The following is a 25,227-nucleotide window of genomic DNA, read 5'->3' as shown; positions in this document are numbered from 1 at the left end:
AGGGGATCATTGAGCGTACCTCCATCGGTCGCCGGATAACAAGTCGCAGCGCCGCATGGAGGTCGTTAAAAATCAATAACTTGACCCGCCCGTATGGGAAGGCGGGAAAGCGGGTATCGACCGGCGCATCGGAAGCTTGAACGGCGCGCCGCCACCCTTCCCCAAAGCGGTCCGCCCGGCCGTGCCGGCGCGGACGGCCCCGCGGCCGCCTCAGAGCCTGTTCAACGATCTACCGTCGGTCCGGCTATTCCCTACTCCGTCATTCCTGCGAAAGCAGGAGGCGCTTTTCAACAGCCGAAGGGCTGGTCAGGGATTTTCCCTCGAAAAGCCAACGACGCCGGTTCCCGGCTTTCGCTGGGATGACGTTTCATGGAGGGATGCTTGGAGATCGTGAACAGGCTCTCAGATGTCGAGGTTGGCCACCTTCAGCGCATTGGCCTCGATGAACTCGCGCCGCGGTTCCACCGCCTCGCCCATCAGCATGGAGAACATCTGGTCGGCGGCGATCGCGTCCTCGATGCCCACCTGCAGCATGCGGCGGGTTTCCGGGTTGACCGTGGTCTCCCACAGCTGCTCCGGGTTCATTTCGCCCAGGCCCTTGAAGCGCTGGATCGTGCGGCCCTTCTTGGCCTCCTCCAGCAGCCAGCTGCGCGCCTCGGCGAAGCTGGTCACGCCGCGCGAGGCGTTGCCCCGGCGCACCACCGCGCCGGGCTGGACCAGCCCGGCCAGCTGCTGGCTGACCTGCAGGATCGGGCGGAACTCGGCGCCGGCGAAGAACGGCTGCGGCAACAGCAGGGTGTGGCTGAGGCCGTGCTGGTCGCGCACCACCTCGACCGCCGCCGGCTGGTTCTCGTGCGCCGGGCGCAGCGCCAGGCGGTAGCGCGGCTTGCCCAGCCCGCTGGCCGCCAGCCGTGCGGCCACGCCGTCCAGCCAGGCCCGCATGGCCGCCGGGTCGGCCCAGGTCGCCGCTTCCAGGGGCGCGTGCTCGAGCAGCGCGCCGAGCACGCTGGTGTCGAAGCGGTGGCCCAGGCGCTCGATCTGGTCGGTGGCCAGCTGGTAGTCGCGCAGCAGCTTCTCCAGCGCCTCGCCGCCGATCGGCGGGGCGTCCGGGCTGTAGACCAGCTCGGCGCCGTCCACCGCGCTGGAGATCAGGTAGGCGTTCAGCGCCGCGTCGTCCTTGATGTACAGCTCCTGCTTGCCCTGCTTGACCTTGTACAGCGGCGGCAGGCCGATGTAGACGTGACCGCGCTCGATCAGCTCCGGCATCTGCCGGTAGAAGAAAGTGAGCAGCAGGGTGCGGATGTGCGAGCCGTCCACGTCCGCGTCGGTCATGATGATGATGCGGTGGTAGCGCAGCTTGTCCGGGTTGTAGTCGTCCTTGCCGATGCCGGTGCCGAGCGCAGTGATCAGCGTGCCGACCTCGGCCGAGGACAGCATCTTGTCGAAGCGTGCCTTCTCCACGTTGAGGATCTTGCCCTTCAGCGGCAGCACCGCCTGGGTGCGGCGGTTGCGGCCCTGCTTGGCCGAGCCGCCGGCCGAGTCGCCCTCGACCAGGAACAGCTCGGACAGCGCCGGGTCCTTCTCCTGGCAGTCGGCCAGCTTGCCGGGCAGCCCGGCGATGTCCAGCGCGCCCTTGCGGCGGGTCATCTCGCGCGCCTTGCGTGCGGCCTCGCGGGCGCGCGCGGCGTCCACCACCTTGGAGGCGATCGCGCGGGCCTCGTTCGGGTGCTCCAGCAGGAACTCACCGAGCTTCTCGTTGACCACCTGCTCGACCACGGTCTTGACCTCGGACGACACCAGCTTGTCCTTGGTCTGCGAGGAGAACTTCGGGTCCGGCACCTTCACCGACAGCACCGCGATCAGGCCCTCGCGCATGTCGTCGCCGGACAGCGCGACCTTGGCGTTCTTGGCCAGGCCTTCCTTCTCGATGTACTGGGTCAGGCAGCGGGTCAGCGCGGCGCGGAAGCCGGTGAGGTGGGTGCCGCCGTCGCGCTGCGGGATGTTGTTGGTGAAGCAGAACATCGTCTCCTGGTAGGAGTCGGTCCACTGCATCGCCAGTTCCACCGTGATGCCGTCCTGCTGCGCGCTCAGCGAGATCACGTTGGGGTGCAGCGCGGTCTTCAGCTGCGCCAGGTGCTGCACGAAGGAGCGGATGCCGCCCTCGTAGGCGTAGGTGTCGGCCCGCCCTTCCCCGCGCTCGTCCTTCAGCTCGATGGTGACGCCGGAGTTGAGGAAGGCCAGCTCGCGCAGGCGCTTGGCCAGCGCGTCGTAGTGGAACTCGGTGTTGGAGAAGGTCTCCGGGCTGGGCAGGAAGCGCACCGTGGTACCGCGCCGGCTCGACTCGCCCACCGCCTTGAGCGGGTACAGCGGCTCGCCCAGCGCGTACTCCTGCCGGTGCTCCTTGCCGTCGCGGTAGATGGTCAGCCACAGGTGCGAGGACAGCGCGTTCACCACCGACACGCCCACGCCATGCAGGCCGCCGGAAACCTTGTAGGAGTTGGCGTCGAACTTGCCGCCGGCATGCAGCACGGTCATCACCACCTCGGCGGTGGAGCGGCCCTCCTCCGGGTGGATGTCCACCGGGATGCCGCGGCCGTTGTCGGCCACGCTGACCGAGCCGTCCTCGTGGATGGTCACCTCTACGCGGTCGCAGTAGCCGGCCAGCGCCTCGTCGATGGAGTTGTCGACGACCTCGAACACCATGTGGTGCAGGCCGGTGCCGTCATCGGTGTCGCCGATGTACATGCCCGGGCGCTTGCGCACCGCTTCCAGTCCCTTGAGAACCTTGATGTTGCTCGAATCGTAGGATGCGTTCATGCGTTGCCCGTGTGCGGCGCCGGCTCGCGCGCCCGGCTTGGCGCCAACATCGATGCCGGGCGGCAGATCATTCGATCGATTATAGCAGGCCGGCCACCCGGCCCTGTTCCACGTGGAACACCCGCGCCGCCAGCGGCGCGAGCGCCGGCGGCAGCTCGGTGCCGGTCACCAGCACCTGTGCGCCGGCGGCGACGAGGCGGTCGACCACCGCCTGCTGGTGCGGGCCGTCCAGCTCGGAGGCCAGGTCGTCCAGGCAGATGACCGGCCATTCGCCGCGCAGCCGGGCATACAGCGCTGCCTGGGCCAGCAGGCAGCCGAGGGCGGTCAGCTTTTCCTGCCCGCGCGAGAGGTGCTCGCGCTGCGGCGCGGCGGCGAAACCCAGTTCCCAGTCGGCGCGATGGCTGCCCGCCCCGGTGTGCCCGCGGGCCTGGTCGCGGCCGCGCTGCGCGGCGAGGTGCCCGGCCAGCGGCACGCCGTCCGGCCAGCCGGAGCGGTAGCGCAGCTCGACCTCCCCCAGCTCGGGCAGCAGGCCCTGCATCGCGGCGACCAGCTCGGGACGCAGCAGGTCCAGGTAGCGCCGGCGCGCGGCATCGATCGCTTCGGCGCAGTCCGCCAGCTCGCTTTCCCAGGGGAGATATTCCGCCGGCGCGCCGGTGCCGGCGCGCAGCAGGGCGTTGCGCTGCTTCAGGGCGCGCTGGTAGCGGCGCCACGGGGCCAGGAAATCCTGTTCCACGTGGAACACGCCCCAGTCGAGGTAGCGGCGGCGCTCCTCCGCGCCCCCGGCGATCAGGGCATGCGAGCCGGGCTCGAAGCAGATCACCGCGCAGTGCCGCACCAGGGTGCCCAGCGACACCAGCTCGCCGTCCAGCCGGGCTTCCCAGCGCGATTTCTCCCGGCCCAGGCCGAGCCGGTGCCGCCATCCATCCGCGGCTTCCCACTCGGCGAATACCGTGAAGCCTTCCGCCCCCCGTTGCAGCAGCGCCTCGCGCGCGCCGCTGCGGAACGAGCGGCCGTGCGACAGCAGGAACACCGCTTCCAGCAGGGTGGTCTTCCCCGCCCCGTTGGGGCCATGGAAGACGTTGATGCCCGGAGCCAGTTCGACGCGCGTCTCGCCGAAGCTGCGCAGATGGCGGACCTGGAGTTCGAGCAGGCGCATGCCGGGCCCTACAAACGCGCGACGCCGGAGCATCTCTCGATGGCTCCGGCGTCGCTGGACGGGCAGGATGCGGGTCGACCCGCCATCCGCATCAGAGGCGCAGCGGCATGATCACATGCCGGGACTGGTCGTTGTCGTCTTCCTGCACCAGGCAACTGGACTGCGCGTCGCGCAGGTTGAGGCGCGCCTTCTCGCCGCGCAGCGCGCCCAGGGCGTCCAGCAGGTAGCCGACGTTGAAGCCGACCGCGAGATCCGACACCACGGTGTCGGCCTCGACTTCCTCCACCGCCTCTTCCTGCTCCGGGTTGTGCGCCACGATGCGCAGCCTGCCCGGCGAAAGCTCCAGCTTCACGCCGCGGTACTTCTCGTTGGACAGGATCGCGGCGCGTTGCAGCGCCCCGCGCAACACCTCGCGGTCGATCACCGCCCGCTTGTCGGCGCCCAGCGGGATCACCGCCTCGTAGTCGGGGAAGCGGCCGTCGATCAGCTTGGAGGTGAATACCACCTCGCCGCGGCGCACGCGCAGGTGGTTGCGGCCGAACTCCAGCTCGACCTGGCCGTCGCCCGGCTCGAACAGCCCGATCAGCTCGTTGACGCCCTTGCGCGGGATGATGATCTGCCGACGCGCGGACACCGAGCTTTCCAGCTGGGTCTCGCGCAGGGCCAGGCGGTGGCCGTCGGTGGCCACGCAGCGCAGGCTGTGCTCCTGCAGGTCGAGCAGCATGCCGTTGAGGTAGTAGCGCACGTCCTGGTTCGCCATGGCGAAGGCGGTACGTTCCATCAGGTCGCGCAGCGCTTCCTCCGGCACGGACACGCGCTCGACCAGCTCGATCTCGTCGATGGTGGGGAACTCGCTGGCCGGCAGCGTCGCCAGGGTGAATCGGCTGCGCCCGGCGCTCAGCGCCACGCGATCGCCGTTGAGCTTGAGGTCCACCCGTGCGCCGTCCGGCAGCGCGCGCACGATGTCGAACAGCTTGCGGGCGGGGATGGTGATCTCGCCATCGGCCAGCTGGTCGGCCGTCGTGCTGGCGACCATCTCCACCTCCAGGTCGGTGCCGGTCAGGGTGACCTTGCCGTCGGCGACCTTCACCAGCAGGTTCGCCAACACCGGAAGGGTCTGCCGCCGTTCCACCACACCGACGACCTGCTGCAACGGCTTGAGCAGAGCTTCTCGTTGGATGCTGAATTGCATGTGTGCGCGTCCCCTACCTGCTGTCCTGTTTTTAGAAAAGAAGTGCGGTGGTTGTTGCTGTCGCGGTGGATATCGGGATTCTTCCGATTATCTCTTGATAATCAACATGTTGAGAGCGATCACGGTGTGCATGGAAGCCACCGGTTGCTGTGCGTGGTCTGTGGATAAAGCCGGGCGGCGGATCGTCCACCTATTATCCACAGCTTGCCCGCCTGCTTTTCAAGTGTTTAACCCCATTCCTTAGCCGGTGAGGATGCGGATCAGCTGTTCCCAGTCCTGGCGCATCCGCGCGTCGGCCTCGCACAGCTTCCGGATCGTGCGGCAGGCATGCAGCACGGTGGTGTGGTCGCGCCCGCCGAAGGCCTCGCCGATCTCCGGCAGGCTGTGCTCGGTCAGCTCCTTGGACAGCGCCATCGCGATCTGCCGCGGCCGTGCCAGCGAGCGCACGCGGCGCTTGGACAGGAGGTCCTGCAGGCGCACCTGGTAGTAGTCGGCCACCGTCTTCTGGATGTTCGGCACCGTCACCGCCTGCGCGTGGGTGGCCAGCAGGTCGCGCAGGGTCTCCTCGGCGAACGCGGTGGTGATCGGGCGGCCGTAGAAGTTGGCGCGCGCGGCCAGCGTGTTGAGCGCGCCCTCCAGGTCGCGCACGTTGGAGCGGATGCGCTTGGCCAGCAGCATCGCCACGTCCTCGCTCACCGCCACGCCCTTCTCCTGCGCCTTGGCCAGCAGGATCGCCGCGCGCGTCTCGAAGTCCGGCGGCTCGATCGCCACCGACAGGCCCCAGCCCAGGCGCGACTTCAGGCGCGGCTCGAGCTTGTCCACCTCCTTCGGATAGCGGTCGCAGGTGAGGATGATCTGCTGCTTGGACTCGAACAGCGCGTTGAAGGTGTGGAAGAACTCCTCCTGCGTGGTGTCCTTGCCGGCGAAGAACTGGATGTCGTCGATCAGGAGCGCGTCCACCGAGCGGAAGCGGCGCTTGAACTCGTCCATGCTCTTGGTGCGCAGCGCCTCGATCATCGCGCCGACGAACTGCTCCGAGCGCAGGTACAGCACCTTGCAGCCCGGGTCGCGCTCGCGCATCAGGTTGCCGGCCGCGTGCATCAGGTGGGTCTTGCCCAGGCCCGTGCCGCCGTACAGCAGCAGCGGGTTGTAGGCGCGGCCGGGGTTCATCGCCACCTGCATCGCGGCGGCCTTGCCGAGCTGGTTGGACTTGCCCTCGACGAAGGTCTCGAAGGTGTAGTGCGGGTCCAGGTTGTGCGCGAAGGCGGGCGCCGGCGCCTCGGCGGCGGCGGGCGTGGCGGCGCGGCCGGCCGCGGCCGGCTTGCCCGGCGCCGGCCGCGGCGAGCTGGAGCCGACCTCCAGGCGCACGCCCAGGTGGTCGCCGCCGAGCTGGCCCAGCAGGGTCTGGATGCGGCCCAGGTAGCGCTCGCGCACGGCGTCCAGGGTGTACGGGTTGGGCGCGTACAGCTGCAGCCCCTCGCCGTCCTCGCGGGCCTGCAGCGGCATCAGCCAGGTATGCAGCTCCTCGGTGCTCAATTCGCTCTCGAGGCGCTCCAGACAGCGCCGCCACAGATCACTCATGGATGACTCTTTCGACCACAGGAAGGGCGCTTGCGCGCGGGGTGGATCGGCAAGTCTAGCAGCTGGCCGGGCCCGTCGGCCCCCAGGATATCCACAGCGCTGCCCACAGCGGGCGGACGCGCCGATTTGACACCGCGCGCGGCCGGCCGGCATACTTTCCAACCTTTTTACCGACTTATCCTCTGGAGCCAGCCATGAAGCGGACCTTCCAGCCCAGCAAGCTCAAGCGCGCCCGCACCCACGGCTTCCGTGCCCGCATGGCCACGGCCGACGGCCGCAAGGTGCTCAACGCGCGCCGCGCCAAGGGCCGCAAGCGCCTGATCCCGTAAGCGGACCCAGGCATGCGTGCCGCCGGCCTGCCGCGCCCCGCGCGGCTCCGCCGCGCCGCCGACTTCGTAGCCTTGCGTCAAGCCAGCGGTCGCCTCGGCGGCCGCTGTTTTTCTGTGCGCTACCGTCCGAGCGAACAGGGCCTGGCGCGGCTGGGCCTGGCGGTGTCCAAGCGCGTCTCCAAGCGCGCGGTGGAGCGCAACCGCATCAAGCGGCTGGTGCGGGAATCCTTCCGCCGGATGCGCGCGCAACTGCCGCCGCTGGACGTGATGGTGATGGCGCGCGAACAGGCCGCCGGGCAGCCCGGGCCGGTCCTGCTGGCGGAGCTGGAGCAGCTGTGGCGTCGTCTGGCCGCATTGAAGCCGCCGCAAGGCGCCGGCACAATCGAGCGTTGACCCTTTCTCCCGCCCCTGCGCCGCCGCGCACGCCACGGCGCCCACCGGATCTGTTTCCGCGATGACCCAAACGCGCACGTTTCTCCTGTTCGCCCTGATGGCGGTGGCCTACCTGCTGTGGATGGCCTGGGAAAAGGACTACGGCCCCAGGCCGGCGCAACCGCAGGCCCCGGTGGCCGCGGCCAGCGGCACCGCGCCGGCCGACGCCGGAGTGCCGGGCGCCGCCGCGTCCGCCCCGGCGGCGGCCGTGCCGGCCGGCGGCAGCGGCGCGCCGGCCGCGCCCGCGCGGCTGATCACCCTGAGCACCGACGTACTGCGCCTCACCGTGGACACCCGCGGCGGCACCGTGGTGCGTTCCGAGCTGCTGCACTACCCCGCCGAGCCACGCACCAGGAAGAACCCGGCGCCGCCGCCGGTGCGCCTGCTCGACGACGAGCAGGCGCAGTACTTCGTGGCGCAGAGTGGCCTGGTCAGCAGCCAGGGCGAGGCGCCCGACCATCGCGCGGTGTTCCTGGCCGCGCAGGGCAGCTACCAGCTCGCCGACGGCCAGGACGAGCTCAAGGTCGACCTCACCTGGCAGGACGCCGCCGGCCTCAAGGTCACCAAGACCTACACGCTCAAGCGCGGCAGCTACGTGGTGAACCTCGAGCAGACCGTGGACAACGGCGGCAGCGCGCCCTGGCAGGGCAACGCCTACACCCAGCTGCAGCGCGTGCAGCCGCCGCAGCTGAGCGGCTGGTTCGCCAACTTCACCAACCCCAGCGCGCACAGCTTCCTGGGCGCCGCCTGGTACAGCCCCGAGGACAAGTTCGACTCGCTGCCCTTCGCCGATTTCAAGGACCCGAAGAAGACCTTGCACCGCACGGTCACCGGCGGCTGGGTGGCAATGCTGCAGCACTACTTCTTCGCCGCCTGGATCCCGCCGGCGGGCGAGGCCGACTCCTACGCCACCGCGGTGGTCAATCCCGACACGGCGCAGCCGGCCTACCTGATCCGCGCCGTCGGCCCCGCGCTCAGCGTGGCACCCGGCCAGCGCGCCACCGCCGCCGCGCGGCTGTACGTCGGTCCCAAGCTGCAGGGCCAGCTCGACGCGATCGCGCCGGGACTGGAGCTGACCACCAACTACGGCTGGCTCACCGCGATCGCGCAGCCGCTGCACTGGCTGCTGTCCAAGCTGCACGCGCTGTGCGGCAACTGGGGCCTGGCGATCGTGCTGCTGGTGCTGCTGCTGAAGGCGGCGCTGTGGAAGCTCACCGCCGCGCAGTTCCGCTCCGGCGCGCGCATGCGCAAGCTGCAGCCGCGCGTACAGGCGCTGCGCGAGCGCTACGGCGACGACAAGATGAAGCTGCAGCAGGCGATGATGGAGCTGTACAAGAAGGAGAAGGTCAACCCGATGGCCGGCTGCCTGCCGATCCTGGTGACCTTCCCGGTGTTCCTGGGCCTGTACCGCGTGCTGATGGAGAGCGTGGAGCTGCGCCAGGCGCCGTTCGTCGGCTGGATCCACGACCTGTCCGCGCCCGACCCGTTCTTCGTGCTGCCGGCGATCTACGTGCTGGTGATGCTGGCCACGCAGTGGCTCACGCCCACCACCGGCATGGACCCGACCCAGGCGAAGATGATGAAGGTGATGCCGCTCCTGTTCGCGGTGATGTTCGCCTTCTTCCCTGCCGGCCTGGTGCTGTACTGGGTGGTCAACGGCGCCACCAGCCTGGCCCAGCAGTGGTTCATCACCCGCCAGGTGGAGCAGGCCGAGCACAAGGCGAAGACGGCCTGATCCGGCCGTCCGGTTGCCTGGGAAAGGGCCGCCATGCGGCCCTTTTCGCTTCCGCCATTCGTGAGCCGGGTCCCGTCATGCCGGCGCAAGCCGGAATCCAGTGCCTTTCGTTCTTGCCCGACATCCTCAACGTCGCTGGATTCCGCCGTGCGCCGGAATGACGGCGAGGCAGCCGCATCCGATGCGACACCACCCATAATGCCCGCCATGCCCGACCACGACACCATCGCCGCCATCGCCACCGCGCCGGGCGCGGCCGGCGTGGGTGTGGTGCGCGTGTCGGGGCCGGCGGCGCCGGCGATCGCGGCGGCGCTGCTCGGCCGCGCGCCGCGACCGCGCCATGCGCACTTCGCCGATTTCCGCGACGGTGAGGGCGCGCTGCTCGACCGCGGCCTGCTGCTGTACTTCCCCGCCCCGGCCTCCTACACCGGCGAGCACGTGCTGGAACTGCAGGGCCACGGCAGCCCGGTACTGCTCGACGCGCTGCTGCGCCGCGCCTGCGCGCTCGGCGCGCGGCTGGCGCGGCCGGGCGAATTCACCGAGCGCGCCTTCCTCAACGGCAAGCTCGACCTCGCCCAGGCCGAGGCGGTGGCCGACCTGATCGCCGCGCGTTCGGCCACCGCCGCGCACGCCGCGCTGGCCTCGATGGAGGGCGTGTTCTCGCGGCGCGTGGAAGCGCTGCTGCAGGCGCTGGTCGCGCTGCGCGTGCACGTGGAGGCGGCCATCGACTTTCCCGAGGAGGAGATCGATTTCCTCGCCGACCCGGCGATCGGCGCGCGGCTCGACGCGCTGCGCGCCGACCTCGCCGCGCTGCTGCACGAGGCGCGGCGCGGCGTGCGCCTCAACGACGGCCTGCGCGTGGCCATCGTCGGCCGCCCCAACGCCGGCAAGTCCAGCCTGCTCAACGCGCTGGCCGGCAGCGAGCGCGCCATCGTCACCGCCATCGCCGGCACCACCCGCGACGTGCTGCGCGAGCAGGTGGACCTCGACGGCATCGCGCTGGAGCTGGCCGACACCGCCGGCCTGCGCGAGACCGAGGACCCGGTCGAGCGGGAAGGCGTGCGCCGCGCGCACGGCGAGCTGCAGCGCGCGGACGCCGTGCTGCTGGTGACCGAGGCCGCGCATGCCGAGGCCGACCTCGCCCTGCTCGACGCGCTGCCGCCCACGGCGGCACGGCTGGTGCTGGTCAACAAGATCGACCTGGACGGCGCGGCGGCACGCGAGGAAACGCGCGCCGGCCTGCCCTGGCTGTGGCTCTCCGCGCGCACCGGCGCCGGCCTGGACGCGCTGCGCGCGCGGTTGCGCGCGCTCGCCGGCGCCACGGGCGGCGAGGGCGCCTTCAGCGCGCGCCGCCGCCACGTGCTGGCGCTCGAGCGCGTCGCCGTCCATCTCGACCGCGCCGCTGAAGTCCTCGCCGCCACCCGCGCCGGCGAGCTGGCCGCCGAGGAGCTGCGCCAGGCCCAGCACGCGCTGGGCGAGATCACCGGCGTCTACGGCAGCGACGACCTGCTCGGCGCGATCTTCTCCAGCTTCTGCATCGGCAAGTGATCAGCGCAGGAAGGCATCCAGCGCCGCGCGCGTGGGCATGCCGTCGCGCGCGCCCAGCCGGGTGACCGACAGCGCGGCGGCGGCGCAGGCCTTGCGCACGGCGGCGGGCAGGCCCTCGCGCAGGAACACCGCCAGCGCGGCGTTGAAGGTGTCGCCGGCGCCGGTGGTGTCCACCGCCTCCACGGCGAAGCCGGGCTGGTGCGCGGGCCCGCCGTCGGCGCTGTACCAGGCGCCCTCGGCGCCGCGGGTGAGCACCACCGGCACCGGCGCGCGCCGCATCAGCGCGCGGAAGTCCTCCGCCGGGTCGGCGCCGAGCAGGGTCGCCAGCTCGTGCTGGTTGGGCGTGAGGTAGCTGGCCTGCGCCAGCAGCTCGGCCGGCAGCGGCTGCGCCGGCGCGGGGTTGAGGATCACCGGCACGCCGAGCCGGCGGCCCAGGCGCAGCGTGGCCTCCACCGTCGCCAGCGGGATCTCCATCTGCACCAGCACGGCGTCGGCCTGCGCCAGCGCGGACCGGGCCGCCTCCACCTGCGCCGGGCTCACCTCGGCGTTGGCGCCGGGCACCACCACGATCTGGTTCTCGCCGCCGGCCACGGTGATCGAGGCGGTGCCGCTGCCCGCGCCGTCGCAGCGGCGCACGTGGTCGAGCGCCACGCCTTCCCGCGCGAGCCCGCGTTCGAGCTCGTCGCCGAAGGCGTCGCGGCCCAGCGCGCCGACCAGCGCCACCTCGGCGCCCAGCCGCGCCGCGGCGACGGCCTGGTTGGCGCCCTTGCCGCCGGGCACGGTGAGGAAGCGCTCGCCGAGCAGGGTCTCGCCGGGCGCGGGGAAGCTCGGCGCCAGCGTCACCAGGTCCATGTTGATGCTGCCGACCACGGCGATGCGCGTCATGTCCGTTCCCGCCTTGCCTTGAAAGGAGGCGGGAGCATACGCGAGAACGGACGGACGGCGGCGTGCCCCTCGGGCGGATGCCGGTGCTTGGCCACCGCGCCGCCGGACCGCGCCGTTCCGGCAGGCTGGGGGCTGGAAAAGCGAACGGGGCGCCTGGGCGCCCCGTCGTCGTCTCGGCGGTGAGGAAAAACGCTCAGTGCGCCCGGCCCACGCCGGGATCGCCGTGCTCCAGCGGCGGCGGCGTGCCGGCCACGGCCAGCAGCGCCTGCGCGTAGCCGTCCTCGATGCTGAGGGTGGACACCTCGTCCCAGGCGAAGAAGGAGGGCTCGCGCAGCCACTCGGCATCCGGGGTGATCTCCTGCAGGTTGAAGCCGTCCTCCTCCACCCCGACCAGCCGGCCGATGTAGCAGACCTCCGACTCGTCCTCGCTGTCCACGTGCACGCCGATCACCGGCGCCATGCTGCCGGCGGCCTGCACCACCTCGCGGATCGAGTCCAGCGGGAAGCCGCGCGGCGGGCGCGGCAGCAGGTGCTTGAGCGCCAGCGCCTTCTCCATGAAGGCGTGGTGCTTGTCCGGCGCCTCCAGCTCGGTGACGTCGCGGTGGCGCATCACGTACAGCCCGTCGTAGGTGATGCCGTCGCCGACCACCCACAGCAGGAAGAACTCGCGGCCGACCCCGCCCACGTAGCCGCAGAAGCTGCCGTGCTCGAGTTCGCCGCGCCACAGCCGGACCAGCTGGTGCTTCTGCTGCGCCTCGCGCAGCTGCGCCCGCTGGCCCGTGGTTTTCAACTCTATGACCTTGCCCATACCGGAAATTTTACCAGAGCGGGGGTCCCCGCTCGTTTACAGGATGTAACGGCTGAGATCTTCGTCCTTGACCAGGGTTCCCAGGTTTTTGTCTACCTTTTCGGCGTCGATCACGTATTTTTCGCCGGACTTGTCCGCCGCTTCGAATGAGATGCGCTCCAGCAGGCGCTCCATCACCGTGTGCAGGCGGCGGGCGCCGATGTTCTCGGTGCGCTCGTTCACCTGGAAGGCCACCTCGGCCAGCCGGTCGATGCCCGAGTCGGTGAATTCCAGCCGCACCCCCTCGGTGCCGAGCAGGGCGACGTACTGCTTGGTCAGCGAGTTGTGCGGCTCGCGCAGGATGCGCTTGAAGTCCTCCACCGACAGCGCCGACAGCTCGACCCGGATCGGCAGGCGGCCCTGCAGCTCCGGGATCAGGTCGGACGGCTTGGCCAGCGAGAACGCACCGGAGGCGATGAACAGCACGTGGTCGGTCCTGATCGGGCCGTACTTGGTGGCCACGGTGGAGCCTTCCACCAGCGGCAGCAGGTCGCGCTGCACGCCCTCGCGGCTGACCCCGGCGCCGCCCCATTCGGAGCGCTGGGCGATCTTGTCGATCTCGTCGATGAACACGATGCCGTTCTGCTCGGCGGCGAACACCGCCTGCGCGCGGATCTCCTCGTCGTTGACCAGCTTGGCGGCCTCCTCCTCGACCAGCAGCGGGCGCGCCGCCTTGATGGCGAGCTTGCGCTTCTGTGTCTTGGCGCCGCCCAGGCTCTGGAACATCTGCCTGAGCTGCTGGCCCATCTCCTCCATGCCGGGCGGTGACATGATCTCCACGCCCACGTTCATGGCGAAGTCGAGCTCGATCTCGCGCTCGTCCAGCGCGCCCTCGCGCAGCTGCTTGCGCAGCTTCTGGCGCGTCTCGCCCGACTCGGCGGGCGCGGCGTCGTGGCTCCAGTCGGCGGCCTGGCGGCGCGGCAGCAGGGCGTCCAGGATGCGGTCCTCGGCGCGGTCCTCGGCCTGGCTGCGCACGCGCTTGGTGGCCTGGTCGCGCACCAGCTTGTAGGCCACGTCGGCGAGGTCGCGCACGATCGACTCCACGTCCTTGCCGACGTAGCCGACCTCGGTGAACTTGGTCGCCTCCACCTTCACGAACGGCGCGTTGGCCAGCGTGGCCAGGCGCCGCGCGATCTCGGTCTTGCCCACGCCGGTGGGGCCGATCATCAGGATGTTCTTCGGCGTCACCTCGTTGCGCAGCTCGGGGTCCAGCTGCATGCGCCGCCAGCGGTTGCGCAGCGCGATGGCGACGGCGCGCTTGGCCTCGTGCTGGCCGATGATGTAGCGGTCCAGCTCGTTGACGATTTCGCGGGGGGTCAGTTCGGACATGGGGAAAACCAGGGGTGAGGGTTGAGTGGCGAGGGCGCGAGGGCGTGCCCCGCGCTTCGGCATGGGGTTCGGGGCGGTGCGTTCGGCGGACTTGCGCCCTCGCTGCTCGCCCCTCGTCCCTCAAAGCTCTTCGATCGTCGCGTTGTGGTTCGTATAGATGCAGATGTCGCCGGCGATCTTCAGCGCCTTCTCGACGATCGCGCGCGCGTCCAGCTCGGTGTTCTCCATCAGCGCCAGCGCGGCGGACTGCGCGTAGGGGCCGCCGGAGCCGATCGCGATCAGCCCGTGCTCGGGCTCCAGCACGTCGCCGTTGCCGGAGATCAGCAGCGAGGCGTCCTTGTCCGCGACGGCGAGCATCGCCTCCAGCCGGCCCAGGCGGCGGTCGGTGCGCCACTCCTTGGCCAGCTCCACCGCGGCGCGGGTGAGGTTGCCGCCGTGCTTGACCAGCTTTTCCTCGAACAGCTCGAACAGGGTGAAGGCGTCGGCGGTGGCGCCGGCGAAGCCGGCCAGCACGTCGCCCCTGCCGAGCCGGCGGATCTTGCGCGCGTTGGCCTTCATCACCGTGTTGCCGAGGGTGACCTGGCCGTCGCCGCCGATCACGACGCGGCCGGCGCGGCGCACCGAGACGATGGTGGTGGCGTGGAAGGAGTCCATGGAGGAGACGGGTCCTGCGGATACGGAAACGAGGATGTGGGGAGGGGTCGGGCAAATCCCAAGTCGGCGGGAGCGCGCTTGCGCGATGCGCGCGCATCATCCTGCGACGGGATTTCGCGGCCGGTCGCGGTTGACATCGGCGCTCCGGGACCTTTTACTGCCGCCTGGAGGGGGTCGCCTCGAAGGAACTCGCGACTGGCGGCCAAGACGCCCGGGGGACCGTGCCGCTTCCAGGGGCACGGTGGGCGTTCCGGTGGGCTGCAATCCAGGAGTCGTTCGCAGCCAGATGGCCAGTCGCCGATTTGGATCGATTGAAATTCCTTTTCCGCCGAATTTAGATCGATGCAAATCGAGGCTTCAGTTAAAGAGTGCTCGCGCCCGGGTCCGGCAAGCGCGGCCCCCTGGAACCGGCGTCTCGCGCCGGAAACCGCCCTGCGGGGCATCTTGGGGAGATCGAAAGCATGCTTCTGAACAGCAAGTCGACAGGACGGGCCGGCCCGCTGCGCCTGGGCGCGCTGGCCATGGCCTTGGGGGGCTGCCTGGCTGGCACCACCGCGCTGGCGCAATCGAATGCGTCCGGCGCGATCTTCGGGCGCGTCGATGCGGGCGGCGGCGCCACGGTCCACATCGAGAATCCGGCGACCGGCTTCAGCCGCGACGTCGGCGTGTCGGAGGACGGGCGCTACCGCGCGGGCGCGCTGCCGGTGGGCACCTACCGGGTGAGCCTGCAGCGCGACGGCCAGACCGTGCAGACGCGCGACAGCGTGCAGGTGAACGTCGGCACCGGCACCGACGTCTCGTTCGTGAACACCAGCGCGGCCACCGAGCTGACCGCGATCAGCGTGACCGGCACCGCCCTGCCGGCGATCGACGTGTCCTCGGTGGACACCCGCACGGTGCTCACCGCCGAACAGCTGCAGCGCCTGCCGGTGGCGCAGAGCGTGAACGCCGCGGTGCTGCTGGCGCCGGGCGCGGTCAACGCGGACTCGCGCTACGGCAACGCGGTCTCGCTGGGCGGCTCCTCGGCGGCGGAGAACCAGTACTACATCAACGGCTTCCCGGTCACCAACCCGCTCACCGGCCTGGGCGCGACCACGCTGCCGTTCAACGCCATCGAGCAGGAACAGGTGTTCACCGGCGGCTACGGCGCCGAGTACGGCCGCTCCACCGGCGGCGTGGTCAACATCATCACCAAGCGCGGCACCAACACTTGGGAGGCCGGCGGCCAGGTGCTCTACCAGCCGCGCGCGCTCAAGGCGACGCCGCGGATCACCTACCGGCCCGGCGACGGCGCGCAGCTGCAGGGCCGCAACCTGCGCTCGCAGCGCACCTGGCAGACCACCTACAGCGGCTACATCGGCGGTCCGCTGGTGAAGGACAAGCTGTTCCTGTTCGGCGACTACGAGACGACCAAGTCGGAGAACAACAGCTACGGCTATTCCAACAACACCACGCGCTACTACAACGAGAACAAGGCCGACCGCTGGCTGCTGAAGCTCGACTGGAACATCAACGACAGCAACATCGTCGAGCTGACCGGGCTCAACGACAGCAACTCGAGCTATTCGAACCAGTACTACTACAACGGCATCCAGGACATCCAGGGCGCCTACAAGGGCTGGCAGAGCCAGAAGAACCAGGGCACCGCCGGCACCGCGCCGGGCGGGCGCGTGTACGTGGCCCGCTACACCAGCTACATCACCGACAACCTCACCCTGGACGCGCTGTACGGCAAGCAGCACAGCGACCACGTCAACCTGACCTCGGGCTCGGACTGCGTCTACTTCGCCGACAACCGCGACAGCGTGCCGCCCACGCAGCGCCTGCAGGGCTGCAACATCAGCAGCTCGGTCGCCGCGCCCGGCGCGCACGACGACACCCACGGCTGGCACCTCAACCTGGAGTACCGCCTCGGCAGCCACGACCTGCGCGCGGGTGTGGACCGCTACGACGTCGAGTCGCTGAACGGCTCGGTCACCTCCGGCGGCGTGGGCTGGTTCTACTACGACAACCCGGCCAACGGCATGGTCGCCGGACGCGACCACCTGCCGGTGCCGCCCGGGCACACCGGCATCGTCGAGCGCTACATCTTCGAGGCGGTCGGCGTGGCCAAGGTGGAGCAGGAATCGCAGTACCTGGAAGACCACTGGCAGGTGGCCGAGCGCTGGCTCGCCTACCTCGGCCTGCGCAACGAGCAGTTCTCCAACTTGAACGCCGACAACGACGTGTTCACCAAGCAGCGCCACCAGCTGGCGCCGCGGCTGGGCCTGACCTGGGACGTCAACGGCGACTCCACCTTCAAGGTGTACGCCAACGCCGGCCGCTACCACCTGGCGATTCCCAACAACGTCGCCGTGCGCGGCGCCTCCGGCTCGCTGTACCTGACCCAATGGGGTACCTACGACGGCGCGCCGAACACCAACGGCACGCCGCCGAACTGGAACCCGATCGAGGCGCCCGTCTACGCCAACGGCGCCGACGGCACGCCGCCGGACCCGCGCTCGATCTCGGCGCGCAACCTGAGCGCCTACTACCAGGACGAGTACATCCTCGGCTTCGACAAGCAGCTCGCCGCGGACTGGACCTTCGGCGCCAAGCTGCGCTACCGCAAGCTCAAGAGCATCATCGACGACTGGTGCGACAACCGCCCGTTCATCAAGTGGGCCGACGAGCACGGCGTCGACTCGTCCGGCATCGCCGCCAACTGCTACATCATCAATCCGGGCAAGGGCAACGAGTTCCTGATCGACCTGGACGGCGACGGCAAGCTCGAGGACATCAAGCTCAGCGCCAAGGACATCGGCCTGCCCGAGGCCAAGCGCTCGTACTACGCGCTGGACCTGTACCTGGAGCACCAGTTCAGCGACAAGTGGTACGGCCGCCTCGACTACACCTTCTCGCGCAGCTACGGCAACAGCGAGGGGCTGATGAAATCCGACATCGGCCAGCTCGATCCCTCGGTCACGCAGGACTGGGACCATGCCGAGCTGATGATCGGCGCCAATGGCCCCGAGGCGAACGACCGCACCCACCAGGTGCGCGCCTACGGCTACTACCAGATGACCCCCGAGTGGCTGTTCGGCTTCGACCTGGCGGTGCAGTCCGGGCGCCCGAAGAACTGCTTCGGCACCTACCCGGGATCGATCCCGGCGGACATGAACTACGGCAACTCGTACTTCTACTGCGACGGCCAGCTGGTGCCGCGCGGTTCGGTCGGCCGCCTGCCCTGGACCTACCAGCTCAACCTGAGCACCGAATGGCGTCCGGCCTGGGCCGGCCACAACCTGGCGTTCCAGGCGCGCGTGTTCAACGTGTTCAACGCGCAGACGGTGCAGAGCATCGAGGAGCACGGCGAGACCGGCACCGGCGACACCAACCTGAGCTACCAGCAGCCGCTGTCGTACCAGACGCCGCGCTACTTCGAGTTCTCGGCCCGCTACGACTTCTCGCTGTAGCCGCGGCGTTCTTCCCCCGGCCCCGCAGAGGGCCGGCGTTACTCCCCGGATTGGCCGCCGCGCGATGCGGCGGCCCTTTTTTTGCACAGCCTCAGCCGCGCCGCCGCGCGCGCGGATGCGCCGCGTCGTACACCTTCGCCAGGTGCTGGAAGTCCAGGTGGGTATAGATCTGCGTGGTGGCGATGTCGGCGTGGCCGAGCAGCTCCTGCACCGCGCGCAGGTCGCCGGAGGATTCCAGCATGTGGCTGGCGAAGGTATGGCGCAGCAGGTGCGGGTGCACGCGCTTGGCGAAGCCCTGCGCCAGCGCGAGGCGCTGCAGGCGCGCCTGCACGGTGCGCGGGCTGATCGGCGCGCCGCCGCGGCCGCGGAACACCGGCGCTGCAGGCGCGCCGCCCTCGGCCGCGGCCAGCGCGCGCAGCGCGGCCACCGCGTGGCGGCCGACCGGCACGATGCGCGTCTTGCGGCCCTTGCCGAGCACGCGCACCTCGCCGCCGTCGAGGTCGAGGTCGCCCCAGCGCAGGCCGGTCAGCTCGGACAGGCGCAGGCCGGAGGAATAGAACAGCTCCAGCATCGCGCGGTCGCGCAGCGCCAGCGCGCCGTCGCCGGCGTGCCCGACCAGCGCGGCGGCCTCGTCCACGTCGAGCACCTCGGGCAGCTTGCGGTGCACCTTGGGGCCGCGCACGCCGGCGGCCGGATCGTGCGCGAGCGCGCCCTCGCGCGTGAGGTGGCGGAACAGGCTGCGGCAGGAGGAGAGCAGGCGCTGCAGGCTCTTCGGCGACAGCCCGCCGCGGTGCTCGGCGGCGACGAAGGCGCGCAGCCGGTGCGGGTCGAGCGCGTCGAAGCCGGCCATGCCCCGCGCCTCCATCCACGCCAGCAGCTTGTCCAGGTCGCGGCGGTAGGCGGCGACGGTGTGCGCCGAGGCCTGGCGCTCGCCGGCCAGCCGCGCCAGCCAAGCCTCGACCTGCGCGCGCGGCGCCATCGTCGCGTCGCTCAGGCCAGTTCCTGCGAGCGGGTGAGCGCGGCGCTGACGGTGGCCGCGATCATCTTCAGGAACAGCGTGCCCATGCCGGGCTGGAAATGGTCGGCGCTGGCGCTGCCCAGCGCGAGCAGGCCCTGCTCGCCCAGCGGCATCACCGCGGCCGAGTGCACCTGCGGCGCCTGTTCGCCGAACAGGCGGTACAGCCGCTCGGCGGAGAGCCGCCCGACGATCGGCTCGTGGTTGGCCAGGAAGCTGGCGAACTCCGGCACCGCGCCGCGGCCGCGCGGCTCCACCAGCAGCCAGTCCGCCGGCGGCAGGCCGAGCTGGTTGCCGAACAGCAGCAGGCGCACCTGCTCGATGTGGAAGTCCGCGGCGAGCTTGCTGATCACGCTGCGCGCGGCGACCGCCGGGGTGGCGGCGCGCAGCATGGTCACGTTGAGCTCGTGCACGCGCTGCATCAGCTTCTCGTTCTCGGCGGCGATGGCGACCAGCTCGGCCAGCCGGCGCTCGAGCTCGGCGTTCTTCTCGCGCAGCTGCTGCAGCTGGTAGGCCGCCAGCGAGGCGACCGAGCCTTCGCCGCGCGGCAGGGTGAGCTGCGCGGCCAGTTCCGGGTAGTCGCTGAGGAACTGCGGGTGGCGCTTGAGATAGGCGGCCACCGCGGTGGCGCTGGGCATCTCGTCGAGCAGGGTGTCGGTCATGCGGACTGCCTTGGAAAGCGAAGGACGGAACGGGCTTCCGCCCGCAGTGTGCGACGCCGGCGGCCGCGCATCAATGCGCGGGCGCGCCGGGCCATTCGCCCTCGAAGGCGAAGGCGGCCGGGCCGGTCATCCACAGCGTGTGGCCGGGGCCGGCCCAGTCGATGCGCAGGCGGCCGCCGGGCAGCGCCACTTCCACGCTGGCGTCGACCTCGCCGCGCCGGCGCAGCACCGCCATCGCGGCGCAGGCGCCGGTGCCGCAGGCCAGCGTCCAGCCGCTGCCGCGCTCGTGCACGCGCAGGCGCAGGTGGGCGCGGTCGAGCCTGCGCACGAAGCCGGCGTTGGCGCCCGCGGGGAAGCGCGCGTGCGCGGTCAGCCGCGGACCGAGCTCGTCCAGCGCGGGCGCGTCGAGGTCGTCCACCTCGACCACCGCGTGCGGGTTGCCCATCGACACCGCGCCGATGTCCAGGGCACGGCCGGCCACGTCGATCGCGTAGCGGTCGGCCTCGGCCTCGGCCTGGAACGGCACGCGCGCGGGGGCGAACGCCGGCTCGCCCATGTCCACCGCCGCCTCGCGCGGGCCGAGCAGGCGCACCGCGACCGCGCCGGACGGGCTCTCGATGCGCACCGTCCGGCCGAGCTCCAGTGCGCCGGCGCGGTGCAGCCAGGCGGCCACGCAGCGCACGCCGTTGCCGCATTGCCCGGACGGGCTGCCGTCGGCGTTCCAGATGCCGTAGTAGAACGCGCACGACGCATCGCGCGCCGGCTCCACGCTGAGCAGCTGGTCGAAGCCGATGCCGGTGTGGCGGTCGGCCATCGCGCGGATCGCCGCCGTGTCCAGCGGGAAGGCGCGGTCGCGGCAGTCGAGCACGACGAAGTCGTTGCCGATGCCGTGCATCTTGGAAAAGCGCAGGGGCATCGGCGCGTTCAGTGCGCCTGCCCGGCCGGCGCCGGCGCGGTGGCGGCGGGCGCGGGCGCCGAGGCAGCCGGCGCGGGCTTGGGCGGCGGCAGGAACAGCGGGCCCTTGTTGCCGCAGCCGGCGAGGAGGAAGGGCAGCAGGCAGAGCAGGAGCGGAAGCAGTCGGCGCATGGCGGAAATCCCGGAAATGGCCGGAGTATAGCCAGCGCCGTCCCGCTATGATCGGGCGCGTTGCCGTTGGCGAGTTCCCCGCATGGACGACTGGTCGACCCTGATCCGTTTGCCGATGACCCTGCTGCTCGCGCTGGCGGGGCTGGCGTTGCTGTTCGCCCTGCTGCAGCTGGCGGCGATGCTGCGCCACCGCCGCGAGCACCGCCCGCTGGCCGCCAGCGGGCGCTTCCTGCTGCTGCTGGTCGGCCTGGGCCTGGGGCTGCTGCTGCTCGGTGCGGGGCTGGCGCTGCGCGGCTACCGCCTGCTGGCGGAGGAGCGGCCGGTGCTGGAGGTGGACGCGCGCATCCTCTCGCCGCAGCGCTGGGCGCTCGTCCTCACCTGGCCCGACGGCGCCACGCGGCGGCTGGAGCTGGCCGGCGACGCCTTCCGCGTCGAGGCGGTGGTGGTGAAGTGGAAGTTGCCGGCCCTGCTCGCCGGCGCGCCGCCGCTGTACCGGCTCGACCGCGTGGACGGCCGCTACGACGACCCTGCGCAGGAGGCGCAGGCGCCGCGCACGGTGGTCGGCTTCGCCCCGGCCGGCGCGTTCGACCTGCTGGCCCTGCGCCGCCGCTATCCGCAGTGGCTGCCGGAAGTGGATGCGGTGTACGGCAGCGGCGCCTTCCTGCCGCTGGTCGACCAGGGCCACTACACGGTCGGCCTGATGCGCACCGGCGCGCTGGTGGCGCGCCCGGACGAGGCCACCGCGCAGCGGCTGGCCGCGCCGCTGGGCGGCTGAGCGGCGCGGCCTCAGTCCAGCGCCAGCTCGTAGCGCCAGGCGTCGGCGCCGTCCTCGTAGTAGGCGGCGCGGCGGCCGATGCGGCGGAAGCCGTGCCGTTCGTACAGGCGGATCGCGTCGGCGTTGCCGGTGCGCACTTCCAGCCGCAGCGCGCGGCAGCCGTGGCGGCGCGCGGCCTCGGCGGCGGCGGCGAGCAGCGCCGAGCCCACGCCCTTGCCGCGCGCCTCGGGCCGCGTCGCCAGCGAGTACAGCCGCGCCACCGCGGCGCCCTTGCGGAAGAACACCACCGCGGTGCCGAGGAAGCGGCGGCGGTTGGCGCTGGCCACCAGCACGCGGGCGGTGGCGCTGTCCAGGTGGCGGCGGTACTGCGCGCGGCTGAGCCGGTCGCTGTCGAAGCTGGCGTTCTCGAGCGCGACCAGGTCGTCCAGGTCGGACGGCTCGGCGCGGCGTACCCGCACGTCGGCGGTGGCTGGCGATGGGGGCATGGCGGCTTCCCGGCGGCGCAGGGACGGACGAAGCGCGGCACTGTAGAGCAGCGCGGCCGAACGCACCACGCGGGTCGTTCAAGCCCGCTTCAGCGCCGCCGCTTGTGCGCCGCGACAGCTATGCGACACTGCGCGCCTTGCGCCCGTGCCGCCCGTTTCCCCCACGCGACGACACTCCACCCGCCACCTCCCTAAGGTGCCATGACCCGCCTCGTCATCGTCGTCGAGAAAGCTTCCGACTGGAGCGCCTACTACCCGTCCGTGGACGTGGTCAGCGCGATGGACTACCTGCGCGAGCCGGTGGGCGCCGACGAGGAGCGCACCCACGTCATCAACCTGTGCCGCAGCTACAAGTACCTGGGCACCGGCTACTACGTGTCGCTGCTGGCCGAGGCGCGCGGGCACCGCGTGCTGCCCTCGGTGCGCACGGTGAACGACCTGCGCCGGCGCTCGCTGTACGGCCTGGACATCGACGACCTCAACCAGAAGCTCACCCACTTCCTGCCCGCCGGCGGCCGCGACACCACCGACTTCGGCATCCTGGTGTACTTCGGCGAGACCGCCTACCCCGCGCTGCAGGACCTGGCGCGGCAGGTGTTCGAGATGTTCCCCTGCCCGCTGCTGCGCATCGAGTTCGAGCGCGAGCGGGTGTGGCAGGTGGCCTCGATCCGGCCGGTGGGCCTGCACATGCTGGACGACGCGCAGGAGGACGCCTTCGCCGAGTCGCTGGACCGCTTCTCCAAGAAGCTGTGGCGCAAGCCGCGCGCGCGCAAGCGCTACCGCTACGACCTGGCGATGCTGGTCGACCCCAACGAGGCGATGCCGCCGTCCAACCGGAAGGCGCTGAAGTCCTTCGTCGAGGCCGGCAAGGAGCTGGGCATCGAGGTCGACCCGATCGGCAAGAACGACTACCAGCGCCTGGCCGAGTACGACGGCCTGTTCATCCGCGAGACCACCGCCAGCGACAACCACACCTACCGCTTCGCCCACCGCGCGGAGAAGGAGGGCATGGTGGTGATCGACGACCCGGCCTCGATCCTGCGCTGCACGAACAAGATCTTCCTCAACGACCTGATGGTCTCGCGCAAGCTGGCGGTGCCGCGCACCGAGATCCTCTACCGCGACGACGCCAAGGGCATGCGCGAGGTGGCCGGCAAGCTGGGCTTCCCGCTGGTGCTGAAGATCCCGGACGGCTCGTTCTCGCGCGGCGTGGTCAAGGTCGAGGACGCCGCCGGGCTGGAGAAGGCCGCCGGCGAGCTGTTCCAGCACAGCGCGCTGCTGCTGGTGCAGGAGTTCGTCTACACCGAGTTCGACTGGCGCATCGGCGTGCTCAACCGCGAGCCGCTGTACGCCTGCAAGTACTACATGTCGCGCGGCCACTGGCAGATCTACAACCACGGCGCCAAGGGCACCGCCAAGTCCGGCGGCTTCGAGACCATCCCGGTGCGCGACGCCCCGGCCGAGGTGGTGAAGCTGGCGCTCAAGGCCACCCACGCGATCGGCGACGGCCTGTACGGCGTCGACCTCAAGCAGGTCGGCGACAGGCCGGTGGTGATCGAGGTGAACGACAACCCCTCGATCGACGCCGGCGTGGAGGACGTCTACCTCGGCGAGGACCTGTACCGCCGCGTGATGCAGGAGTTCCTGCGCCGGATGGAGCACAAGCGCCTCGGCATCCGCCGCTGACCGCTCCCTCTACCCTCCGGGGAGAGGGCCGGGGTGAGGGGCCGCGCTTGCGGCAAGCTCCATTGTCTGGAGCCGACGCGCCACCCGTGGCCGACGCGATCAAATCTCCCGCGCCACCCGCGCGAATCCCCCGCGCAGCATCGTTCCTGCCAGCACCGACAGCGGCGCCAGCGCCAGCCAGAACAGCGGCGACCAGCCCAGCCGCGCGGTGTGCGCCGGCAGCGGGGTGAGCAGCAGCAGGAACAGGCCGAGCAGCAGCCAGCCGCAGGCGGCCAGCGCCAGCCAGCGGGGCAGTTCGCGGATCAGGACGGGCATGGCGGCGACTCCGGTGGAAAGCCTGCCGGCAGCTTCCGGCGCCGCCGTCTCAACGGCCGCGACTCGTACAATGGCGTTCCCTTCCCGGAGCACCGCGATGAGCGCACCGTCCCGCTACGCCGTTTTCGGCCATCCCATCGGCCATTCGCTGTCGCCGGCGATCCACCAGGCCTTCGCCCGGCAGTTCGGCATCGCGCTGGAATACGCCGCCATCGACGCCGCGCCGGCGGCGTTCGCCGACGCGGTGCGCGCCTTCTTCGCCGACGGCGGCGCGGGCGCCAACGTCACCCTGCCGCACAAGGCCGGCGCGCTGGCGCTGGCCGACGAGGCCAGCGAGGCCGCGCGCCGCGCCGGCACCGCCAACGTGCTGACGCCGCGGCCCGGCGGCCGGCTGGCCGCGCACAACACCGACGGCGCGGGGCTGGTGCGCGACCTCACCGAGCGCCACCGGGTCGACCTGCGCGGCCACACCGCGCTGCTGCTCGGCGCGGGCGGCGCCGCGCGCGGCGTGGCCTGGCACCTGCTCGACGCCGGCGTGGACACGCTGACCATCGTCAACCGCTCGCCCGCCGCGGCCGACGCGCTGGCCGACGCCATCGGCGAGCCGGCCCGCGCGCACACCCGCTACTGGGAGGACCTGGCCGACATCGGCAGCTTCGACCTGATCGTCAACGCCACCTCCGCCGGCGTGCTGGGCCACGCGCTGGACCTGCCGTTCGCGCTCGCCGGCGCACGCGCGCTGTGCTACGACCTGTCCTACGGCGAGGCCGCCGCCGGCTTCCTCGCCTGGGCGCGCGCGGCGGGCGCGCGCTACGCCTTCGACGGCCTGGGCATGCTGGTGGAGACCGCGGCCGACGCCTTCGAGCTGTGGCACGGCGTGCGCCCGGACACCGACCCGGTCTACGCGGAACTGCGCGCGCGGCGGTGACGGCGATGGACTGCCGCCCCGGCTGCGGCGCCTGCTGCATCGCGCCCTCGATCAGCTCGCCGATTCCCGGCATGCCGCACGGCAAGCCGGCCGGCATGCGTTGCGTGCAGCTCACCGCCGACCACCGCTGCGCGATCTTCGGCGACCCGCGCCGGCCGGCGGTGTGCGCCGGCCTGCGGCCGGAACCGGCGATGTGCGGCGGCGACCGCGCGCACGCGCTGGCCTACCTCGCGGCGCTGGAGAAGGCCACGCGCTGAAGCCGTCCGCGGCGATCGCGGCCCTGCGGCGGCCCGCGTCATCCCGCTGACACATGGC

Annotated in this window: 23 protein-coding genes; 9 read left to right on the top strand and 14 right to left on the bottom strand. The window is 71.2% G+C overall.

Going from position 1 to position 25,227, the window contains the following annotated elements; translation table 11 throughout:
- Positions 1-402: 402 nt before the first annotated feature.
- The 4 genes from gyrB to dnaA form a co-directional block, all read right to left on the bottom strand.
- Positions 403-2,817, bottom strand: coding sequence for a DNA topoisomerase (ATP-hydrolyzing) subunit B (gene gyrB, locus C7456_RS03500; protein ID WP_109722369.1), 2,415 nt, complete (start codon positions 2,815-2,817; stop codon positions 403-405).
- A gap of 79 nt (positions 2,818-2,896) precedes the next feature.
- Entirely contained in the window at positions 2,897-3,973 is a 1,077-nt protein-coding gene (gene recF / locus C7456_RS03495) for a DNA replication/repair protein RecF (protein ID WP_109722368.1), read from the bottom strand.
- Between the two features lie 91 nt (positions 3,974-4,064).
- A complete protein-coding gene (dnaN, locus tag C7456_RS03490) occupies positions 4,065-5,165 on the bottom strand; it encodes a DNA polymerase III subunit beta (protein ID WP_109722367.1) in 1,101 nt (366 codons plus the stop codon).
- A 240-nt stretch (positions 5,166-5,405) separates the two neighbouring features.
- Positions 5,406-6,746, bottom strand: coding sequence for a chromosomal replication initiator protein DnaA (gene dnaA, locus C7456_RS03485; RefSeq protein ID WP_109722366.1), 1,341 nt, complete (start codon positions 6,744-6,746; stop codon positions 5,406-5,408).
- A 194-nt stretch (positions 6,747-6,940) separates the two neighbouring features.
- Between dnaA and rpmH the strand changes: the two genes are divergently transcribed.
- From rpmH to mnmE, 4 genes are all read left to right on the top strand, one after another.
- A complete protein-coding gene (gene rpmH, locus C7456_RS03480) occupies positions 6,941-7,075 on the top strand; it encodes a 50S ribosomal protein L34 (protein ID WP_007510029.1) in 135 nt (44 codons plus the stop codon).
- A gap of 12 nt (positions 7,076-7,087) precedes the next feature.
- Positions 7,088-7,468, top strand: a complete 381-nt coding sequence (rnpA, locus tag C7456_RS03475; protein WP_109722365.1) for a ribonuclease P protein component — start codon at positions 7,088-7,090, stop codon at positions 7,466-7,468.
- A gap of 61 nt (positions 7,469-7,529) precedes the next feature.
- Positions 7,530-9,242 (top strand): membrane protein insertase YidC, encoded by a 1,713-nt coding sequence (gene yidC, locus C7456_RS03470; RefSeq protein ID WP_109722364.1) that lies wholly within the window; start codon positions 7,530-7,532, stop codon positions 9,240-9,242.
- Positions 9,243-9,440: 198 nt separating this feature from the next.
- Entirely contained in the window at positions 9,441-10,790 is a 1,350-nt protein-coding gene (gene mnmE / locus C7456_RS03465; RefSeq protein WP_109722363.1) for a tRNA uridine-5-carboxymethylaminomethyl(34) synthesis GTPase MnmE, read from the top strand.
- On the opposite strand, the gene rbsK is transcribed toward mnmE, so the two are convergent.
- The 4 genes from rbsK to hslV all read right to left on the bottom strand — a co-directional run bounded on the left by rbsK (position 10,791) and on the right by hslV (position 14,505).
- Positions 10,791-11,675: a ribokinase gene (gene rbsK / locus C7456_RS03460; protein ID WP_109722362.1), complete on the bottom strand. Its 885-nt coding sequence runs from the start codon at positions 11,673-11,675 to the stop codon at positions 10,791-10,793. It abuts the gene before it with no gap.
- A gap of 193 nt (positions 11,676-11,868) precedes the next feature.
- Positions 11,869-12,483, bottom strand: coding sequence for a hypothetical protein (locus C7456_RS03455; RefSeq protein WP_109722361.1), 615 nt, complete (start codon positions 12,481-12,483; stop codon positions 11,869-11,871).
- A 36-nt stretch (positions 12,484-12,519) separates the two neighbouring features.
- Complete coding sequence (hslU, locus tag C7456_RS03450) at positions 12,520-13,851, bottom strand: ATP-dependent protease ATPase subunit HslU (protein WP_109722360.1); 1,332 nt, start codon at positions 13,849-13,851, stop codon at positions 12,520-12,522.
- 120 nt (positions 13,852-13,971) lie between these two features.
- Positions 13,972-14,505, bottom strand: a complete 534-nt coding sequence (hslV, locus tag C7456_RS03445; protein ID WP_109722359.1) for an ATP-dependent protease subunit HslV — start codon at positions 14,503-14,505, stop codon at positions 13,972-13,974.
- A 461-nt stretch (positions 14,506-14,966) separates the two neighbouring features.
- Here hslV and C7456_RS03440 point away from each other — a divergent pair, with 461 nt between their 5' ends.
- On the top strand, positions 14,967-17,960 hold the full coding sequence (locus tag C7456_RS03440) for a TonB-dependent receptor (RefSeq protein ID WP_109722358.1): 2,994 nt from the start codon (positions 14,967-14,969) through the stop codon (positions 17,958-17,960).
- A gap of 91 nt (positions 17,961-18,051) precedes the next feature.
- Here C7456_RS03440 and xerC read toward each other — a convergent pair whose 3' ends face one another.
- The 4 genes from xerC to lptM all read right to left on the bottom strand — a co-directional run bounded on the left by xerC (position 18,052) and on the right by lptM (position 20,723).
- A complete protein-coding gene (gene xerC / locus C7456_RS03435) occupies positions 18,052-18,939 on the bottom strand; it encodes a tyrosine recombinase XerC (RefSeq protein WP_109722357.1) in 888 nt (295 codons plus the stop codon).
- A gap of 11 nt (positions 18,940-18,950) precedes the next feature.
- Positions 18,951-19,637 (bottom strand): DUF484 family protein, encoded by a 687-nt coding sequence (locus tag C7456_RS03430; RefSeq protein WP_109722356.1) that lies wholly within the window; start codon positions 19,635-19,637, stop codon positions 18,951-18,953.
- Between the two features lie 70 nt (positions 19,638-19,707).
- Positions 19,708-20,553 (bottom strand): diaminopimelate epimerase, encoded by an 846-nt coding sequence (dapF, locus tag C7456_RS03425; protein WP_109722355.1) that lies wholly within the window; start codon positions 20,551-20,553, stop codon positions 19,708-19,710.
- Between the two features lie 8 nt (positions 20,554-20,561).
- Positions 20,562-20,723: an LPS translocon maturation chaperone LptM gene (gene lptM / locus C7456_RS03420; RefSeq protein WP_109722354.1), complete on the bottom strand. Its 162-nt coding sequence runs from the start codon at positions 20,721-20,723 to the stop codon at positions 20,562-20,564.
- An 82-nt stretch (positions 20,724-20,805) separates the two neighbouring features.
- Here lptM and C7456_RS03415 point away from each other — a divergent pair, with 82 nt between their 5' ends.
- Entirely contained in the window at positions 20,806-21,498 is a 693-nt protein-coding gene (locus C7456_RS03415) for a hypothetical protein (RefSeq protein ID WP_109722353.1), read from the top strand.
- Positions 21,499-21,509: 11 nt separating this feature from the next.
- Here C7456_RS03415 and C7456_RS03410 read toward each other — a convergent pair whose 3' ends face one another.
- Entirely contained in the window at positions 21,510-21,983 is a 474-nt protein-coding gene (locus tag C7456_RS03410; RefSeq protein ID WP_109722352.1) for a GNAT family N-acetyltransferase, read from the bottom strand.
- Positions 21,984-22,184: 201 nt separating this feature from the next.
- Here C7456_RS03410 and C7456_RS03405 point away from each other — a divergent pair, with 201 nt between their 5' ends.
- Positions 22,185-23,669, top strand: a complete 1,485-nt coding sequence (locus C7456_RS03405; protein WP_109722351.1) for a RimK family protein — start codon at positions 22,185-22,187, stop codon at positions 23,667-23,669.
- A gap of 99 nt (positions 23,670-23,768) precedes the next feature.
- Here the strand turns inward: C7456_RS03405 and C7456_RS03400 are convergent, their stop codons facing one another.
- Positions 23,769-23,984 carry a hypothetical protein gene (locus C7456_RS03400; protein ID WP_109722350.1) on the bottom strand — a complete coding sequence of 72 codons (216 nt, stop codon included), beginning with the start codon at positions 23,982-23,984 and terminating at the stop codon, positions 23,769-23,771.
- 97 nt (positions 23,985-24,081) lie between these two features.
- Between C7456_RS03400 and aroE the strand changes: the two genes are divergently transcribed.
- Together aroE and C7456_RS03390 are read left to right on the top strand one after the other, a co-directional pair.
- Complete coding sequence (aroE, locus tag C7456_RS03395; RefSeq protein WP_109722349.1) at positions 24,082-24,912, top strand: shikimate dehydrogenase; 831 nt, start codon at positions 24,082-24,084, stop codon at positions 24,910-24,912.
- Between the two features lie 5 nt (positions 24,913-24,917).
- Positions 24,918-25,169 carry a YkgJ family cysteine cluster protein gene (locus C7456_RS03390; RefSeq protein ID WP_109722348.1) on the top strand — a complete coding sequence of 84 codons (252 nt, stop codon included), beginning with the start codon at positions 24,918-24,920 and terminating at the stop codon, positions 25,167-25,169.
- Positions 25,170-25,227: the final 58 nt, after the last annotated feature.

Source organism: Fulvimonas soli (assembly GCF_003148905.1).
Lineage (GTDB): Bacteria > Pseudomonadota > Gammaproteobacteria > Xanthomonadales > Rhodanobacteraceae > Fulvimonas > Fulvimonas soli.
Note: the sequence above shows the minus strand (reverse complement) of the source record. Positions and strands in the feature narration are given on the sequence as shown.

Bases quoted from the DNA above. Each gene is read 5' to 3' on its own strand.
- gyrB (WP_109722369.1), bottom strand. From the start codon at position 2,817: ATGAACGCATCCTACGATTCGAGCAACATCAAGGTTCTCAAGGGACTG.
- recF (WP_109722368.1), bottom strand. From the start codon at position 3,973: ATGCGCCTGCTCGAACTCCAGGTCCGCCATCTGCGCAGCTTCGGCGAG.
- dnaN (WP_109722367.1), bottom strand. From the start codon at position 5,165: ATGCAATTCAGCATCCAACGAGAAGCTCTGCTCAAGCCGTTGCAGCAG.
- dnaA (WP_109722366.1), bottom strand. From the start codon at position 6,746: ATGAGTGATCTGTGGCGGCGCTGTCTGGAGCGCCTCGAGAGCGAATTG.
- rpmH (WP_007510029.1), top strand. From the start codon at position 6,941: ATGAAGCGGACCTTCCAGCCCAGCAAGCTCAAGCGCGCCCGCACCCAC.
- rnpA (WP_109722365.1), top strand. From the start codon at position 7,088: ATGCGTGCCGCCGGCCTGCCGCGCCCCGCGCGGCTCCGCCGCGCCGCC.
- yidC (WP_109722364.1), top strand. From the start codon at position 7,530: ATGACCCAAACGCGCACGTTTCTCCTGTTCGCCCTGATGGCGGTGGCC.
- mnmE (WP_109722363.1), top strand. From the start codon at position 9,441: ATGCCCGCCATGCCCGACCACGACACCATCGCCGCCATCGCCACCGCG.
- rbsK (WP_109722362.1), bottom strand. From the start codon at position 11,675: ATGACGCGCATCGCCGTGGTCGGCAGCATCAACATGGACCTGGTGACG.
- C7456_RS03455 (WP_109722361.1), bottom strand. From the start codon at position 12,483: ATGGGCAAGGTCATAGAGTTGAAAACCACGGGCCAGCGGGCGCAGCTG.
- hslU (WP_109722360.1), bottom strand. From the start codon at position 13,851: ATGTCCGAACTGACCCCCCGCGAAATCGTCAACGAGCTGGACCGCTAC.
- hslV (WP_109722359.1), bottom strand. From the start codon at position 14,505: ATGGACTCCTTCCACGCCACCACCATCGTCTCGGTGCGCCGCGCCGGC.
- C7456_RS03440 (WP_109722358.1), top strand. From the start codon at position 14,967: ATGCTTCTGAACAGCAAGTCGACAGGACGGGCCGGCCCGCTGCGCCTG.
- xerC (WP_109722357.1), bottom strand. From the start codon at position 18,939: ATGGCGCCGCGCGCGCAGGTCGAGGCTTGGCTGGCGCGGCTGGCCGGC.
- C7456_RS03430 (WP_109722356.1), bottom strand. From the start codon at position 19,637: ATGACCGACACCCTGCTCGACGAGATGCCCAGCGCCACCGCGGTGGCC.
- dapF (WP_109722355.1), bottom strand. From the start codon at position 20,553: ATGCCCCTGCGCTTTTCCAAGATGCACGGCATCGGCAACGACTTCGTC.
- lptM (WP_109722354.1), bottom strand. From the start codon at position 20,723: ATGCGCCGACTGCTTCCGCTCCTGCTCTGCCTGCTGCCCTTCCTCCTC.
- C7456_RS03415 (WP_109722353.1), top strand. From the start codon at position 20,806: ATGGACGACTGGTCGACCCTGATCCGTTTGCCGATGACCCTGCTGCTC.
- C7456_RS03410 (WP_109722352.1), bottom strand. From the start codon at position 21,983: ATGCCCCCATCGCCAGCCACCGCCGACGTGCGGGTACGCCGCGCCGAG.
- C7456_RS03405 (WP_109722351.1), top strand. From the start codon at position 22,185: ATGACCCGCCTCGTCATCGTCGTCGAGAAAGCTTCCGACTGGAGCGCC.
- C7456_RS03400 (WP_109722350.1), bottom strand. From the start codon at position 23,984: ATGCCCGTCCTGATCCGCGAACTGCCCCGCTGGCTGGCGCTGGCCGCC.
- aroE (WP_109722349.1), top strand. From the start codon at position 24,082: ATGAGCGCACCGTCCCGCTACGCCGTTTTCGGCCATCCCATCGGCCAT.
- C7456_RS03390 (WP_109722348.1), top strand. From the start codon at position 24,918: ATGGACTGCCGCCCCGGCTGCGGCGCCTGCTGCATCGCGCCCTCGATC.